Origin of the sequence: Proteus sp. G2626 (genome assembly GCF_009915985.1) — a bacterium.
Taxonomy (GTDB): domain Bacteria; phylum Pseudomonadota; class Gammaproteobacteria; order Enterobacterales; family Enterobacteriaceae; genus Proteus; species Proteus vulgaris.
Genome location: NZ_JAABNH010000008.1, coordinates 16,600 through 33,079 on the forward strand (window position 1 = coordinate 16,600; position 16,480 = coordinate 33,079).

Annotated in this window: 11 protein-coding genes; all 11 read right to left on the reverse strand. The window is 41.7% G+C overall.

Annotation, left to right across the window (positions count from 1 at the left end; translation table 11 throughout):
* Window positions 1–163: 163 nt before the first annotated feature.
* The gene (locus GWJ05_RS04440) at window positions 164–1,204 is read right to left on the reverse strand and encodes an Rpn family recombination-promoting nuclease/putative transposase (protein ID WP_161681108.1); all 1,041 of its coding nucleotides are present in this window, start codon (window positions 1,202–1,204) and stop codon (window positions 164–166) included.
* A 190-nt stretch (window positions 1,205–1,394) separates the two neighbouring features.
* A complete protein-coding gene (locus tag GWJ05_RS04445) occupies window positions 1,395–2,750 on the reverse strand; it encodes a polysaccharide deacetylase family protein (RefSeq protein WP_087802837.1) in 1,356 nt (451 codons plus the stop codon).
* A gap of 80 nt (window positions 2,751–2,830) precedes the next feature.
* Window positions 2,831–7,057: a DNA-directed RNA polymerase subunit beta' gene (gene rpoC, locus GWJ05_RS04450; protein WP_087802835.1), complete on the reverse strand. Its 4,227-nt coding sequence runs from the start codon at window positions 7,055–7,057 to the stop codon at window positions 2,831–2,833.
* A 122-nt stretch (window positions 7,058–7,179) separates the two neighbouring features.
* On the reverse strand, window positions 7,180–11,208 hold the full coding sequence (rpoB, locus tag GWJ05_RS04455; protein WP_036933953.1) for a DNA-directed RNA polymerase subunit beta: 4,029 nt from the start codon (window positions 11,206–11,208) through the stop codon (window positions 7,180–7,182).
* A 350-nt stretch (window positions 11,209–11,558) separates the two neighbouring features.
* Window positions 11,559–11,924 carry a 50S ribosomal protein L7/L12 gene (gene rplL, locus GWJ05_RS04460; protein ID WP_023583093.1) on the reverse strand — a complete coding sequence of 122 codons (366 nt, stop codon included), beginning with the start codon at window positions 11,922–11,924 and terminating at the stop codon, window positions 11,559–11,561.
* 63 nt (window positions 11,925–11,987) lie between these two features.
* Window positions 11,988–12,485: a 50S ribosomal protein L10 gene (rplJ, locus tag GWJ05_RS04465; RefSeq protein WP_006534706.1), complete on the reverse strand. Its 498-nt coding sequence runs from the start codon at window positions 12,483–12,485 to the stop codon at window positions 11,988–11,990.
* A 326-nt stretch (window positions 12,486–12,811) separates the two neighbouring features.
* Window positions 12,812–13,513 carry a 50S ribosomal protein L1 gene (gene rplA / locus GWJ05_RS04470; RefSeq protein WP_036933952.1) on the reverse strand — a complete coding sequence of 234 codons (702 nt, stop codon included), beginning with the start codon at window positions 13,511–13,513 and terminating at the stop codon, window positions 12,812–12,814.
* Between the two features lie 4 nt (window positions 13,514–13,517).
* The gene (rplK, locus tag GWJ05_RS04475) at window positions 13,518–13,946 is read right to left on the reverse strand and encodes a 50S ribosomal protein L11 (RefSeq protein WP_036933949.1); all 429 of its coding nucleotides are present in this window, start codon (window positions 13,944–13,946) and stop codon (window positions 13,518–13,520) included.
* 146 nt (window positions 13,947–14,092) lie between these two features.
* Window positions 14,093–14,638: a transcription termination/antitermination protein NusG gene (gene nusG, locus GWJ05_RS04480; RefSeq protein ID WP_004246900.1), complete on the reverse strand. Its 546-nt coding sequence runs from the start codon at window positions 14,636–14,638 to the stop codon at window positions 14,093–14,095.
* Window positions 14,639–14,645: 7 nt separating this feature from the next.
* Complete coding sequence (gene secE, locus GWJ05_RS04485) at window positions 14,646–15,023, reverse strand: preprotein translocase subunit SecE (protein ID WP_023583091.1); 378 nt, start codon at window positions 15,021–15,023, stop codon at window positions 14,646–14,648.
* A 273-nt stretch (window positions 15,024–15,296) separates the two neighbouring features.
* A partial coding sequence (gene tuf, locus GWJ05_RS04490) for an elongation factor Tu (RefSeq protein WP_087803048.1) occupies window positions 15,297–16,480 on the reverse strand: 1,184 nt, incomplete at its 5' end.

Here is a 16,480-nt window from a genome sequence, read left to right on the forward strand (position 1 = left end):
AATTTTTGTTTTTTCCACAAACTAATTCACTCTATTATAAAATCTGAATACTCCTCTTAATAGATAAAAAAGAGTATTCTATTTATAATAAACATGTAGAAAGATAAAATAAAAAGTTGCTCTAATAAATTATTTATATTTTATTACTTAAAATAATTATTGATTATGCTACAGCTAATAGTTCAAGTTCTTCCATACTTAAACCAGATATTCTTTCGATAAAGGAAAGATCAAAATTCTCTTTTAATAATTTTTGTGCTAACTCTAATTGCACTCGTTTTTTTCCTATTTCAATACCTTCAGTTTTACCTAATTCAATACCTACGGCTTTCCCTAATTCAATACCTACGGTTTTCCCTAATTCAATACCTACGGTTTTCCCTAGTTCAATACCTTCATTTTTTCCGATTTCAAATCCTTCATCTATACCTAATTTAAATCCTTTATTTTCTAATCTCCACGCTATATTCATAATCGCCTCTCGGTGGTTATCTACTTGTTCGACTATCTTATCTATAATGAATTCAAAATCTGATGAATCCATAATTGAGAATAAATATTCTACAACAGCAATCGTGTCCTCATCTCTGCAGTTTTTCTGATTTATTGCTTTTGATAGAAGCATTGCAACCTTATCCAGATCATGACAACTATTAACATGCTTCATTGCTATTTCCATTACGGCAGCTTTTTTATGTGTCAGCAAAATATCATCATCAATTGAAGTCAAATCAATTAAAGAGAAGTTATTAGAGTAAAGTTGATTAGCAAATGAAGTAAGTGGGAAACACGCCATCCAATTAACAGGAAAAGGATATGGTTTTTTCTTTCCATGATAAAACAAAATTGGAACAACAAGAGGTAGCGATTTATAACCTTGCTGTAAATGCTGGTTCATCGTACAAAACGCATAATGCATCATACGCCAAGCTATCATTTTATCTGGCCGAGATTGATGTTCTATGAGTAGGTAAATCGGAATATCCCCCTCCTTTGTTTTCACCAAATACAAAATATCAGACATACGAGAACGTAATTTAATATCAATGAAAGAAGAATTTTGTAATTGCAACGTTGAAAAATCACAATGACTTTTTAATTCTTCTGGTAAATGGATAAAGAAAAAGTCTTTTGCATTACTGACATTCATCATAAAGCGTTTAAATGCAGCATCATGAGAAGATATAGATATAGGCTTTTTCATAACTGACTCCATATTGAATTTGGACTGCCAGCTTACAGAAAAAAATACGTTTCACTCACTAAAAAATTATCATAATTATCTGAAAAATATGAATTATTTGTTATTCTAAAATAAACATGCAATAAAGAAATAAAAAATACCTTCGATAAATATCCAAGGTATTTTTTAAAATTATAAATTTTATTTTTAATTATTTATCAACAACAATATTTTTATTCACCACTTCATATTCATCATTGCCCACCATTCTGGCAAATTTCTCTATCGGATCTGTACTTAATGCATATAGCCGTTTTAATGCATAAGGATCATCACCTAAACGCACCTTTCCTGGTTGTGTCGTTACCGCCAATATCATGCCTGACACTTTAGTTGCATTAATCGCCCTTTGGTTATAACCCCCAAAAGGATATGCAAAAGCATATTGATGTGGATTTAATAACCGCAAAATACGTTGTGAGCGCTGTAAATCTAACACGATAGTATGAGATTGACGGCTAAATATAATGGGTTTTTTATTATTATCTAAACAATGTAAAAAATGAGAATGTGACTGAATATCAAAAACATCTCGACTTGATTTTAGTGCCTGCCAACTCATAAACTGTAATGAATTAGGTGCCCATTTGGGTGTTTTAGATTTTATACGCGATGAAATAACAAATAATGTTGCTCTCTGGCCATTTTCTTTTAAAAGAGGATAGGCATAGCGATAAACAGATTGTAAACCATCATCAAATGTTAATGCGACAGCCCGTCCCGGCAAATTAATACTTTTATTTAAATAGCCTGAAACTTGATTCAGTGAAAGTGTTTCATATCCGGCTTCTTTTAAATAATGCATCTGCTCTGTAAAGGCAGTTAATGATGTTGTTGTTGATGTATGGCGAAAATGATAATTTTCCGTTGTCTTGAGAATATGGTGATAAGTGAGTACAGGTATTCCCAAATCAGGTTTTACATCTCTTGATGAAATATAACCTAAACGGTCACCTAAAGAGATTTCAAACCAATTAATTTTTATTCCATTAGCATCTTCTTTTATTGTGCGTGATAGCACGGGATAACGTAAATTGGATAAGAGTGTCGCTATTTGTGGGCTAGCAATATCTTTATCACTATAGACCGGAGTATTTTTTGTTGTGATTAAATATTCGTAGATAGGGTAATCTGTTTTCTTCGTACTATTTGTTAAGAAACGTATTCTTTTATCTGGTTTCATAGAAGCAATATCTTCGAAATAGCCATCTTCTAGATATCCCGCTTCCAAATAACCTTGGGCATTTCCAAATTGTATTCTCTGGTAATTATTTATCGCATCTGAAACAGAAAATACCTGATTAGGATAGAGTTCAGCAACAGGTCTTAATTTATCACCGACAAAAGCATATAAGGTTTTTTGTTGGCGAAGTTGCATCAATGTTGTGGTAGGAGTGTCTAAATCCCACTGTGCTTCTGTTGATATTTCCTTTTCTAAAGGGGTTGCAAAAGTAAAACCTGTCAAAATAAAAAATAGGATAATCAATCCATTAGTTATTATTCTCATCATTTCGCCTACTTATTGTAGAACAGAAACAAAAAATGCCCTCACAATGGAGGGCATTTCAATCTAATTTAAATTAGATTTTAGTCTTTTAATCCACCAAAACCAGCATTCAGTAATTCAGCTAAGTTAGCAGATGCTTCATCAGCACTGATTGTTGTTTCAGCTTCATCTGTCGGCAGTTGTGATTGACGACGCTTCATACGATCTTGGTGATACGCATACCCTGTACCTGCAGGGATCAAGCGACCAACAATAACGTTTTCTTTCAAGCCACGTAATTCGTCACGTTTACCTGCTACAGCAGCTTCGGTCAGAACACGAGTTGTTTCTTGGAATGATGCTGCTGAAATGAAGGATTCTGTTGCCAGTGATGCTTTTGTAATACCTAATAGGTCACGAGCATAAGTCGCTGGCACTTTACCTTCATCTTCCAGAATACGGTTCGATACTTTCACGCGAGCGTATTCAACTTGTTCACCTTCGAGGAACTCAGAACTTCCTGCGTTCTCAATAGTGACTTTACGTAGCATCTGACGAACGATAACTTCAATGTGCTTATCGTTAATCTTAACACCTTGTAAACGGTAAACTTCCTGTACTTCGTTAGTGATATAACGAGTAACCGCATGAACACCACGTAAACGCAGAATATCATGTGGTGATTCTGGACCATCGGAGATAACATCACCGCGTTCCACAACTTCACCCTCAAATACGTTAAGCTGACGCCATTTAGGGATCATCTCTTCGTATGCATCGCTACCATCTAATGGAGAAATAACTAGACGACGTTTACCTTTAGTCTCTTTACCGAACGATACAATACCACTGATTTCAGCAAGGATTGCAGGCTCTTTCGGACGACGAGCTTCAAACAAGTCAGCGACACGTGGCAGACCACCGGTAATATCTTTAGTACCGCCAGATTCTTGTGGAATACGCGCTAAAGTATCACCTGCGTTAATAGTAACACCATCATCTAACTGAACAATTGCTTTACCTGGCAAGAAGTACTGTGCTGGCATATCAGTATTCGGAATTAATACATCTTTACCTTGTGCATCAGTGATACGCAATGCTGGACGTAAATCTTTACCGCTACCTGTACGCTCTGCTGAGTCCAGAACAACCAGTGAAGAAAGACCTGTTAATTCATCAGTCTGACGTGTAATAGTTTGACCATCAACCATGTCAGCAAAACGAATAATACCAGATACTTCACTCACAACTGGCATTGTATGTGGATCCCAGTTAGCAACAGTTTCGCCACCGTTAACCGCTTCGCCATCACCTTTCGCTAATTGAGCACCGTAAGGCACTTTATAGCTTTCTTTCGTACGACCGAACTCGTCAATTAAACGTAATTCAGTATTACGAGAAGTGATAACTAATTTACCCGCGGTATTGGTGATGAACTTCGCATTGAATAGCTTCAACGTACCTTTGTTACGTACTTGAATGCTAGATTCTGCTGCCGCACGAGATGCCGCACCACCGATGTGGAACGTACGCATCGTTAACTGTGTACCTGGTTCACCGATTGACTGTGCCGCAATAACACCGATAGCTTCACCTTTGTTAATGATATGACCACGAGCAAGGTCACGACCATAACATTTAGCACACACACCGAAGTCTGTGTTACAGGTTACAACTGAACGTACTTTCACGCTGTCAACTGAGTTTTCTTCTAACAGGTCACACAGTTTTTCGTTTAACAGGGTGTTACGTGGAACAAGAATATCGGCAGTACCTGGTTTCAGAATATCTTCTGCAGCCACACGACCTAATACACGTTCACGCAGTGGTTCTTTAACATCACCACCTTCGATAACCGGAGTCATCATAACACCTTCGGTTGTACCACAGTCGTCTTCTGTGACAACTAAGTCTTGTGCAACGTCAACTAAACGACGCGTCAAGTAACCGGAGTTTGCTGTTTTCAGTGCGGTATCAGCAAGACCTTTACGAGCACCGTGGGTTGAGATGAAGTACTGGAGTACGTTCAGACCTTCACGGAAGTTCGCTGTAATTGGTGTCTCGATGATTGAGCCATCTGGCTTAGCCATCAGACCACGCATACCGGCTAACTGACGGATCTGAGCAGCAGAACCACGAGCACCGGAGTCAGCCATCATAAAGATGCTGTTGAAGGATACTTGTTGTTCTTCTTCACCATTACGATTAATAACGGTTTCAGTAGACAGGTTTTCCATCATCGCTTTTGCTACGCGCTCATTCGCCGCAGCCCAAATATCGATAACTTTGTTGTAACGTTCGCCCGCTGTTACCAGACCGGATTGGAACTGTTCCTGAATTTCTGCAACTTCTGCTTCTGCTTCTGCAATGATCTCTGCTTTTTTCGCAGGGATAACCATGTCATCAATACCGACTGAAGCACCTGAACGTGCTGCGTAAGCAAAACCGGTATACATGATTTGGTCAGCAAAAATAACCGTTGGCTTCAAGCCCATTACGCGATAACAGGTATTAAGCATTTTAGAAATTGCTTTCTTACCTAATGGTTGGTTAACCAGCGCGTAAGGTAGGCCTTTTGGTACGATCATCCATAAAATAGCTCGACCAATAGTCGTGTCTTTTAAGCTAGTTTCAGTAGTGATGTTACCTTCACCATCTTTGATCTCTTCAGTGATACGTACTTTAACGCGTGCGTGTAAAGAAGCTAAACCAGCGCGATAAACGCGTTCTGCTTCTTTAGGACCACTTAGCACCATGCCTTCACCTTTGGCATTGATGCAGTCACGAGTCATGTAGTAAAGACCTAATACAACGTCCTGTGAAGGAACGATGATTGGATCACCACTTGCTGGAGACAGGATGTTATTTGTTGACATCATCAGTGCACGAGCTTCTAACTGTGCTTCTAATGTCAATGGTACGTGAACCGCCATTTGGTCACCATCGAAGTCGGCGTTGTATGCCGCACACACGAGTGGGTGTAACTGAATAGCTTTACCTTCGATAAGGATTGGTTCAAATGCCTGGATACCTAAACGGTGAAGTGTTGGTGCACGGTTTAGCATCACTGGGTGTTCGCGGATAACTTCATCTAAGATATCCCAAACAACCGCTTCTTCACGCTCAACCATTTTTTTAGCGGCTTTAATTGTTGTCGCTAAACCACGAGTTTCCAGTTTCCCGTAAATAAATGGTTTGAATAATTCAAGAGCCATTTTCTTCGGTAGACCACACTGATGCAGACGCAAGTATGGGCCAACGGTGATTACAGAACGACCTGAATAGTCAACGCGTTTACCTAACAGGTTTTGACGGAAACGACCTTGTTTACCTTTGATCATATCAGCCAAAGATTTCAGAGGACGTTTGTTCGAACCGGTGATCGCACGACCACGGCGACCGTTATCTAATAACGCATCCACAGACTCCTGCAACATACGTTTTTCATTACGTACGATGATGTCTGGTGCAGCTAAATCAAGCAGGCGTTTTAAACGGTTATTACGGTTGATCACTCGACGATATAAATCGTTCAGGTCAGATGTCGCAAAACGACCGCCATCAAGTGGAACCAGTGGACGTAAGTCTGGTGGTAACACAGGCAGTACAGTTAAGATCATCCACTCAGGTTTATTGCCTGATTGCATGAACGCTTCAAGTAACTTGATACGTTTGGTCAGTTTCTTACGTTTAGTTTCAGAGTTAGTTTCGTTTAACTCTTCACGTAGCGTTTCACACTCTTGTTCCAGATCCATGCTCTGTAAGAGGTTCTGAACAGCTTCGGCTCCCATCTTCGCATCAAATTCGTCACCGAATTCTTCTAATGCATCGAGGTATTGCTCTTCTGTTAAGATTTGGCCACGTTCAAGGCTGGTCATCCCGCCTTCAACAACAACGTAAGATTCGAAATACAGTACACGTTCAATATCGCGCAGTGGCATATCCAGTAGCAAACCGATACGGGACGGCAGTGATTTCAAGAACCAAATGTGAGCAACTGGAGAAGCTAATTCGATGTGACCCATACGTTCACGACGAACTTTAGTTTGTGTAACTTCAACGCCACACTTCTCACAGATAACACCACGGTGTTTTAAACGTTTGTATTTACCACACAAACATTCGTAATCTTTTACTGGTCCGAAAATACGGGCGCAGAAAAGACCGTCACGTTCTGGTTTGAACGTACGGTAGTTAATTGTTTCTGGCTTTTTAACTTCACCAAATGACCATGAACGGATCATATCAGGTGATGCCAGAGCAATTTTGATCGCATCAAACTCTTCGGTCTTGGTTTGCGCTTTCAGAAACTTTAATAAGTCTTTCACGAAATGGCTCCTGTCGGAGTTAGACCTGCCAGGCAAATGACCCCTGTCATTCACCCCTTTAAACCAGTGTAGTCACTGTTTGACAGACTGCCATCTCTAGCAGTCTGTCTATATGGAATCCGTTATTCGTCTTCCAATTCGATGTTGATACCCAGTGAACGGATCTCTTTCAACAATACATTGAACGACTCTGGCATACCTGGTTCCATCTGATGGTTACCATCAACGATGTTTTTGTACATTTTGGTACGACCGTTAACGTCATCCGACTTAACAGTCAGCATTTCTTGAAGAGTATAAGCTGCACCGTATGCTTCCAGTGCCCACACTTCCATCTCCCCGAAACGCTGTCCACCAAACTGAGCTTTACCACCAAGAGGTTGCTGAGTAACTAAGCTGTACGAACCGGTAGAACGGGCGTGCATCTTATCATCAACTAAGTGGTTCAGTTTCAGCATGTACATGTAACCAACAGTTACTGGACGCTCAAATTGTTCACCTGTACGACCATCGAAAAGTGTAATCTGACCAGAAGTTGGAAGATCAGCTAATTTAAGCATCTCTTTAATTTCCATTTCTTCTGCACCATCAAACACTGGTGTTGCGGTTGGCATACCTTTTTTCAGGTTTTCAGCCAGACGTAACACTTCTTCATCGCTGAAGGTGTCCAGATCAACTTTCTGACGAGGTGCCATACCCAGATCGTAAGCTTTCTGGATAAATTCACGTAATTTAGCAACTTCTTGTTGCTGTTTCAGCATCGCGTTGATCTTATCACCGATACCTTTAGCAGCCATACCCAAGTGAGTTTCAAGGATCTGACCGATGTTCATACGTGATGGTACACCCAGTGGGTTCAGTACGAGGTCAACCGGGTTGCCGTTTTCATCGTATGGCATGTCTTCAATTGGGTTAATCTTAGAGATAACACCCTTGTTACCATGACGACCCGCCATCTTATCACCAGGTTGGATCTGACGTTTAACAGCCAGATAAACCTTAACGATTTTCAGTACACCTGGTGCTAAATCATCACCTTGAGTGATTTTACGACGTTTAGCTTCCAGTTTCTTCGCGAACTCAGCTTTCAGTTCATCATACTGTTCTGCTAATTGTTCTAACTGGTTTTGCTTTTCTTCATCAGCAATACCCAGTTCTAACCAACGTTCACGAGGTAATTTATCTAATTTCTCAGCTTCAATACCGCCAGCAATCAGAACACCACGGATACGAGCGAATAGACCAGCTTCAAAGATACGCAGTTCTTCAGTTAAGTCTTTCTTAACTTCACGTAACTGTGACTCTTCGATTTCTAATGCACGTTTATCTTTTTCCACACCATCACGGGTAAAGACTTGTACATCGATAACTGTACCAGACACACCATTAGGCACACGCAGAGAAGAATCTTTAACATCAGACGCTTTTTCACCGAAGATAGCACGCAGCAGTTTCTCTTCTGGAGTCAGTTGAGTTTCACCTTTAGGTGTTACTTTACCTACCAGAATGTCACCACCTTTCACTTCAGCACCGATATAAACGATACCTGATTCATCCAGTTTAGATAACGCAGCTTCACCAACATTCGGGATATCAGCAGTGATCTCTTCAGGCCCTAACTTAGTATCACGAGAGACACAAGCGAGTTCTTGAATATGGATAGTTGTGAAACGGTCTTCTTGAACAACACGCTCAGATACAAGGATGGAGTCCTCGTAGTTATAACCATTCCATGGCATGAATGCCACGCGCATGTTTTGACCTAATGCTAACTCACCAAGGTCTGTTGAAGGACCATCAGCTAACACATCACCGCGATCAACTGGTTCGCCTAAAGATACGCAAGGCGTTTGGTTAATACATGTGTTCTGGTTAGAACGGGTGTATTTAGTCAAGCTATAGATATCGATGCCCGCTTCACCAGCGTAGGTCTCATCTTCGTTAACTTTGATAACGATACGAGAAGCATCAACATACTGAACAACACCACCACGCTTAGCAACCGCAGTAACACCGGAGTCAACCGCTACAGCACGCTCCATACCTGTACCTACCAGTGGTTTATCACCACGAAGTGTAGGAACAGCTTGACGTTGCATGTTCGCACCCATCAATGCACGGTTGGCGTCATCGTGTTCAAGGAATGGGATCAGTGAAGCACCGACAGAAACAACCTGTTGGGTTGAAACGTCCATGTACTGAACTTGGTCACGGCTAAATAAACTTGACTCACCTTTATGACGGCAAGTTACTAATTCTTCAACGAAGTGATTGTCATCGTCTAATACGGAGTTAGCCTGAGCAATGATGAAGTTACCTTCTTCGATTGCAGACAGATAATGAATTTCATCTGTTACAGCGTTGTTTTCAACAACACGGTAAGGCGTTTCAAGGAAACCGTACTCATTAGTCTGTGCATAAACAGATAAGGAGTTGATCAGACCGATGTTTGGACCTTCAGGCGTTTCGATTGGACACACACGACCGTAGTGAGTTGGGTGTACGTCTCGAACTTCGAAGCCTGCACGTTCACGGGTCAAACCACCTGGACCTAATGCAGAAATACGACGTTTGTGCGTAATTTCTGATAGCGGGTTATTCTGATCCATAAACTGTGATAACTGGCTAGAACCAAAGAACTCTTTGACAGCAGCAGAAATCGGTTTTGCATTGATCATGTCTTGTGGCATTAATGCATCAAGATCGCCTAAAGACAGACGTTCTTTAACTGCACGCTCAACACGCACCAGACCAACACGGAATTGGTTTTCAGCCATTTCGCCAACAGAACGAATACGACGGTTACCTAAGTGGTCGATATCATCCACTTCACCTTTACCATTACGGATATCAATCAGTTTTTTCATTACTTCAATGATATCTTCTTGGCTTAAGATCCCAGAACCTTCAACTTCGTCACGGCCTAAAGAACGGTTGAACTTCATACGACCCACAGCAGACAGATCATAACGATCTTCAGAGAAGAATAAGTTCTCAAATAAGTTTTCTGCTGCTTCACGTGTTGGTGGTTCACCAGGACGCATCATGCGATAAATTTCAACTAACGCGCTTAAACGATCGTTTGTAGGATCGACGCGAACAGTTTCTGATATATAAGCACCATGATCTAAGTCATTGGTAAACAGCGTTTCAATCGTTTTATGACCAGCTTGACTTAAGCGAGCTAACACATCTAAAGAGATTTCCATGTTAGCAGCACAAATCAGTTCACCTGTCGCTTCATCAATATAGTCACGAGCAACCACTTTACCTGCAATATATTCAACAGGTACTTCAATGCGGTCAACTTGTTCTTTTTCTAATTGACGAATATGGCGAGCAGTAATACGACGGCCTTTTTCGACATACACTTTGCCATTTGCTTCAATATCAAATGAAGCAGTTTCACCACGCAGACGTTCAGGCACTAATGTCATCATCAGCTTGTTGTTGCTGATTTCAAACAATGTTTTTTCGAAGAATAAACCTAAGATTTCTTCAGTGCTGTAGTTCATTGCGCGTAAAATGATAGTCGCAGGTAATTTACGGCGACGGTCAATTCGGACAAAAAGGTTATCTTTAGGGTCGAATTCGAAGTCTAACCATGAACCACGATAAGGGATAATACGTGCGTTATACAGTACCTTACCAGATGAGTGTGTTTTACCTTTGTCACTATCAAAGAACACACCAGGGCTACGGTGTAACTGGGAAACGATAACACGCTCAGTACCATTGATAACAAAGGTACCGTTATCGGTCATTAATGGGATTTCACCCATATAGACTTCTTGTTCTTTGATGTCTTTAACGGTGCCTTCTGGGGCTTCACGTTCATAAATGACCAGACGCAGTTTTACACGCAGAGGTGCCGAATAAGTAACACCGCGGATCTGACATTCTTTAACATCAAAAACAGGCTCGCCTAAGCGGTAGCTGACATACTGTAATTCAGCATTGCCACTATAGCTTTGGATAGGGAATACGGAACGGAAAGCTGCTTCCAGACCGTTTTGACCATCAGGATCTTGCTCGATGAACTTCTGGAACGAGTCAAGTTGGATAGAAAGGAGATAGGGAACATCCAGAACTTGTGGACGTTTACCAAAATCCTTACGAATACGTTTTTTCTCGGTATAGGAGTAAACCATAGGGTTCCTCAGCTCGCTGAAAAGTGACCCACTCTGCCTACCCTTAGTTATTAAGGGCGACACGACATTCTGCTAACACTATTTTTTGTAGGTAGGAAAATGTAATTTTCCATAATACTTATTGCTATTACTCTTAAATCATTTCATTGTATTGAGATCACTACCGAGCTTTTGGACAACGTGGATCGTAGTGATTAACACAGTATATTAAGTCGTCAATAGCAAAAAATATTGAGGTAAAGAGGAAGCCAAAAAGTGTGAAAAAGCTACTCTTACCTTACAGCGCAAAAAGGCTGGTGACCAAAAAATCACCAGCCATCAGCCGTTAGGCTGCACTCTGGGAAGTTAAATTATTTAACTTCAACCTCAGCGCCTGCTTCTTCCAGAGCTTTCTTCAGAGCTTCAGCATCATCTTTGCTTACGCCTTCTTTCAGAGCTGCTGGTGCAGATTCTACTAAGTCTTTAGCTTCTTTCAGGCCAAGACCGGTAGCGCCACGTACTGCTTTGATTACTGCTACTTTGTTACCGCCGATAGCTTTCAGGATAACGTCAAATTCAGTTTTCTCTTCAGCAGCTTCTGCTGGACCCGCAGCAACAGCAACAGCTGCAGCAGCAGATACACCGAATTTTTCTTCCATCATAGAGATCAGTTCAACAACGTCCATTACAGACATTTCAGCAACTGCGTTTAAGATATCGTCTTTAGAAATAGACATAACAAGTGTTCCTAAAATTCAGAAAAAGTTTATACGTAAATAAAGCAACGAAGAAATTGGCTATTAAGCAGCTTCTTTCTGATCGCGCAGAGCAGCCAGAGTGCGAACCAATTTGCCTGCAGAGGCTTCTTTCATGGTTGCCATCAGGCGTGCGATTGCTTCATCGTAAGTTGGGAGTGTAGCCAGACGATCGATGTTCGAACCTGGGATAAACTCACCTTCAAAGGCAGCCGCTTTAATCTCGAATGCAGGGTTCGCTTTCGCGAAATCTTTGAACAGACGAGCTGCAGCGCCCGGATGTTCAGCAGAAAATGCAATCAAGGTTGGACCAACAAATGCATCTTTCAGTACTTCATAAGAAGTACCTTCAACAGCACGACGCAGAAGTGTGTTACGTACTACACGTACAGTAACGCCAGCTTCACGACATGCTTTACGCAGTTCGGTCATTTTAGCTACAGTAACGCCACGGGAATCCGCAACAACTGCAGAAAGCGCACCTTTGGCAACTTCGCTGACTTCAGCAACAATCGCTTGTTTGTCTTGAAGATTTAGTGCCATTAGCTTCTTGCTCCTGGATTAACCGAGTAAAAACTCGGGACTCACATCACTTATTACCACAATGGTATAAGCGCTAAAACACGGTGAGTAGAATCCAGAATATATAATTCTTTATTGGCTCTCTCACCGTCTACGCAGGAAAATTAAGTAATTACTTACACCTGCGGTCTTGGACGGGGTCTGGATAGGCCAGACTCCAACCGAAATTCAGATAATTTAGTTATGCAGACTTAAATAAAATACCACATAGCTAAACTCAAGGCGTCAAATTCTATACAAATTTGACGCCAAGGTAAAGTCTTTTATGACTTTAGTCTAATCGATAATTAAACTGTCGCGCTCAAGCTAGCTTGATCAATTGCAACACCTGCACCCATAGTGGTAGACAGGCTTACTTTCTTGATATAAACGCCTTTCGCTGCAGATGGTTTTGCTTTTTTCAGCGCAACCAGCAGAGCTTCTAAGTTTTCTTTCAACTGAGTTTCGTTGAAATCAACTTTACCGATAGTGGTATGGATAATACCATTTTTGTCGTTACGGTAACGAACCTGACCCGCTTTAGCATTTTTAACTGCTTCAGCAACGTTAGGAGTTACAGTACCCACTTTCGGGTTTGGCATTAAGCCACGTGGGCCAAGGATTTGACCTAATTGACCTACAACGCGCATTGCATCTGGAGATGCGATAACAACGTCGAAGTCCATTTCGCCAGCTTTCACTTTAGCAGCTAAGTCGTCCATACCGACTAATTCAGCGCCTGCTTCTTTAGCAGCTTCTGCGTTTGCACCTTGTGCGAATACAGCAACGCGAACTGAACGGCCAGTACCGTGTGGAAGTACAGTTGCACCACGAACGTTTTGATCTGATTTACGTGCATCGATGCCAAGATTAACAGCAACGTCAACGCTTTCAACGAATTTAGCCGTAGCCAGTTCTTTCAGTAAAGCAACCGCTTCAGTAATTTCGTACTGTTTAGTTACTTCAACTTTTTCACGGATATTGCGCATGCGCTTGGTTAGTTTAGCCATCAGATTAATCCTCCACTACCAGGCCCATGGAACGAGCAGTACCTTCGATTGAACGCATCATAGCTTCAACGTCAGCACCAGTCAGGTCCGCAGCTTTAGTTTCTGCGATTTCACGAACTTGAGCAGAAGTGATTTTACCTACTTTGTCTTTGTTCGGTTTGCCAGAACCTGATTTCACGCCCGCAGCTTTCTTCAGCAGAACGGCTGCTGGAGGAGTTTTGGTAACGAAAGTGAAAGAACGGTCAGCGTAAACTGTAATAACAACAGGAATTGGTAAACCTTTTTCAACGCTTTCAGTTTTAGCGTTGAATGCTTTACAGAATTCCATGATATTAACACCTTGTTGACCCAGAGCTGGACCAACTGGTGGACTTGGATTAGCCATACCTGCAGCAACTTGCAGCTTGATATAGGCTTGGACTTTCTTAGCCATTAATTAATTCCTCAATTTGGGTATATCGCCCGGCTAGGGCTCCCCGATTTTACTTTGTAATGTCTTAAGACAAAACAACTCAAAACGAAAGGTGGAAAATTGTAGATAACTTTTCCACCTTTTGCAAGAATGCAACGTAAAAAGGCTTAACCTTTTTCAACCTGACTAAAGTCTAATTCAACTGGTGTCGCACGCCCAAAAATTGAAACAGAGACTTTTAAGCGGCTTTTTTCGTAATCAACTTCTTCAACCACGCCATTAAAGTCAGCGAATGGACCATCACTAACACGAACCATTTCACCTGGTTCAAATAATGTTTTAGGACGTGGCTTATCACCAACTTGTTGTAAGCGATTCATGATCGCATCAACTTCTTTATCACTAATTGGTGCTGGTCTGTCTGAGGTTCCACCAATAAATCCCATCACACGAGGTACATTACGTACTAAGTGCCAAGTTGCATCGTTCATGACCATTTGGACAAGAACATAGCCTGGGAAAAATTTACGCTCGCTTTTACGGCGTTGTCCGCTACGGATTTCGACCACTTCTTCTGTCGGAACCATAACTTCGCCGAATGAGTCTTCCATTTCGTTTAATTTGATATGTTCACGCAGCGACTGTGCAACACGGCCTTCAAAGCCCGAAAATGCCTGAATGACATACCAGCGTTTTTTTGGAGAATCAGTCATGAACACCTCACAGGCCAGTAATAAATGAAACAAAACGAACCAGAATGCCATCCAGTCCCCAAAGAACTAATGACACAATAGCCGTCACTGCAGCAACAATCAGGGTTGTTTGCAATGTTTCTTGACGTGTTGGCCATACTACTTTACGCATTTCAATGCGCGCTTCGCGAGCAAATGCTAATGTTGCTTTACCTTGTGTTGTCCACAACGCGATCCCACCCGCGGCTACGAACAAAGCAACAACAGCTAAAGCTCGTAACGCTAGGTTAAATTCACGGTAAAGATAGTTGCCACCCACTGCTACTGCCAGCAATAAAACGGTAATGATCCACTTAGCGATATCACCACCGCGTTTGCTATCTTGAGCTCCGCTATTCGCACTCATAAATTAACCTGTCATATGATGTAAATAAATAGCCAGCTTGCCTCGCAAGAGCAAAACAAATCAGACTAACCATAAAATCAACTATGATTGCATCTGACACAGTGTCATATCTCTATGACATTCGTATCTGCAAGATACTGGACTCGATTCGTTGTATCAGAGCCTATCTCACCAATAATTTACATCAAACTAGTGATGAGATAGGTTCTTTTTCAAACAACGCATAAAAAGGGCATCAATTGATGCCCTTCTCTAGGAGAATTACGCGAGTAATTAACCTAATACTTTAGCAACAACGCCCGCACCTACTGTACGGCCACCTTCACGGATAGCGAAACGTAAACCGTCGTCCATCGCGATTGGGTGAATCAGTTCAACGATCATGTTGATGTTGTCACCTGGCATTACCATTTCTACGCCTTCTGGTAATTCGATAGTACCAGTTACGTCAGTTGTACGGAAGTAGAACTGTGGACGGTAGCCTTTGAAGAATGGAGTATGACGACCACCTTCATCTTTGCTCAGAATATATACTTCTGATTCGAATTTAGTGTGTGGCTTGATTGAACCTGGTTTAGCCAGTACTTGTCCACGTTCGATTTCTTCACGTTTAGTACCACGCAGCAGAACACCAACGTTCTCACCTGCACGACCTTCGTCAAGTAATTTACGGAACATTTCAACGCCAGTACAAGTTGTTTTAACTGTTGGTTTGATACCAACGATTTCAACTTCTTCACCAACTTTGATTACACCACGCTCAACACGACCAGTTACTACTGTACCACGGCCTGAGATTGAGAATACGTCTTCGATTGGTAACAGGAATGGTTTGTCAATTGCACGCTCTGGTTCTGGGATGTATGAATCCAGTGCTTCTGCTAATTCAACAATTTTTGCTTCCCACTCTGCTTCGCCTTCCAGTGCTTTCAGCGCTGAACCACGGATTACTGGAGTGTCGTCACCTGGGAAATCGTACTGAGACAGAAGTTCACGAACTTCCATTTCAACTAATTCCAGTAACTCTTCATCATCTACCATGTCACATTTGTTCAGGAATACGATGATGTAAGGAACACCAACCTGACGACCTAACAGGATGTGCTCACGAGTTTGTGGCATTGGGCCATCAGTCGCAGCAACTACCAGGATCGCTCCGTCCATTTGCGCAGCACCAGTGATCATGTTTTTAACATAGTCGGCGTGACCTGGGCAGTCTACGTGTGCGTAGTGACGAGTTGGAGTGTCGTATTCTACGTGTGAAGTAGAGATGGTGATACCACGAGCTTTTTCTTCTGGTGCGTTATCGATTTGATCGAATGCACGAGCAGCACCACCGTAAGTTTTAGCTAAAACTGTAGTGATTGCAGCAGTCAGAGTTGTTTTACCGTGGTCAACGTGGCCGATAGTACCAACGTTAACGTGCGGTTTTGAACGTTCAAATTTTTCTTTAGACA

Bases quoted from the DNA above. Each gene is read 5' to 3' on its own strand.
- rplJ (WP_006534706.1), bottom strand. From the start codon at position 12,485: ATGGCACTAAATCTTCAAGACAAACAAGCGATTGTTGCTGAAGTCAGC.
- rplL (WP_023583093.1), bottom strand. From the start codon at position 11,924: ATGTCTATTTCTAAAGACGATATCTTAAACGCAGTTGCTGAAATGTCT.
- secE (WP_023583091.1), bottom strand. From the start codon at position 15,023: ATGAGTGCGAATAGCGGAGCTCAAGATAGCAAACGCGGTGGTGATATC.
- rplK (WP_036933949.1), bottom strand. From the start codon at position 13,946: ATGGCTAAGAAAGTCCAAGCCTATATCAAGCTGCAAGTTGCTGCAGGT.
- GWJ05_RS04440 (WP_161681108.1), bottom strand. From the start codon at position 1,204: ATGAAAAAGCCTATATCTATATCTTCTCATGATGCTGCATTTAAACGC.
- GWJ05_RS04445 (WP_087802837.1), bottom strand. From the start codon at position 2,750: ATGAGAATAATAACTAATGGATTGATTATCCTATTTTTTATTTTGACA.
- rpoB (WP_036933953.1), bottom strand. From the start codon at position 11,208: ATGGTTTACTCCTATACCGAGAAAAAACGTATTCGTAAGGATTTTGGT.
- nusG (WP_004246900.1), bottom strand. From the start codon at position 14,638: ATGACTGATTCTCCAAAAAAACGCTGGTATGTCATTCAGGCATTTTCG.
- rplA (WP_036933952.1), bottom strand. From the start codon at position 13,513: ATGGCTAAACTAACCAAGCGCATGCGCAATATCCGTGAAAAAGTTGAA.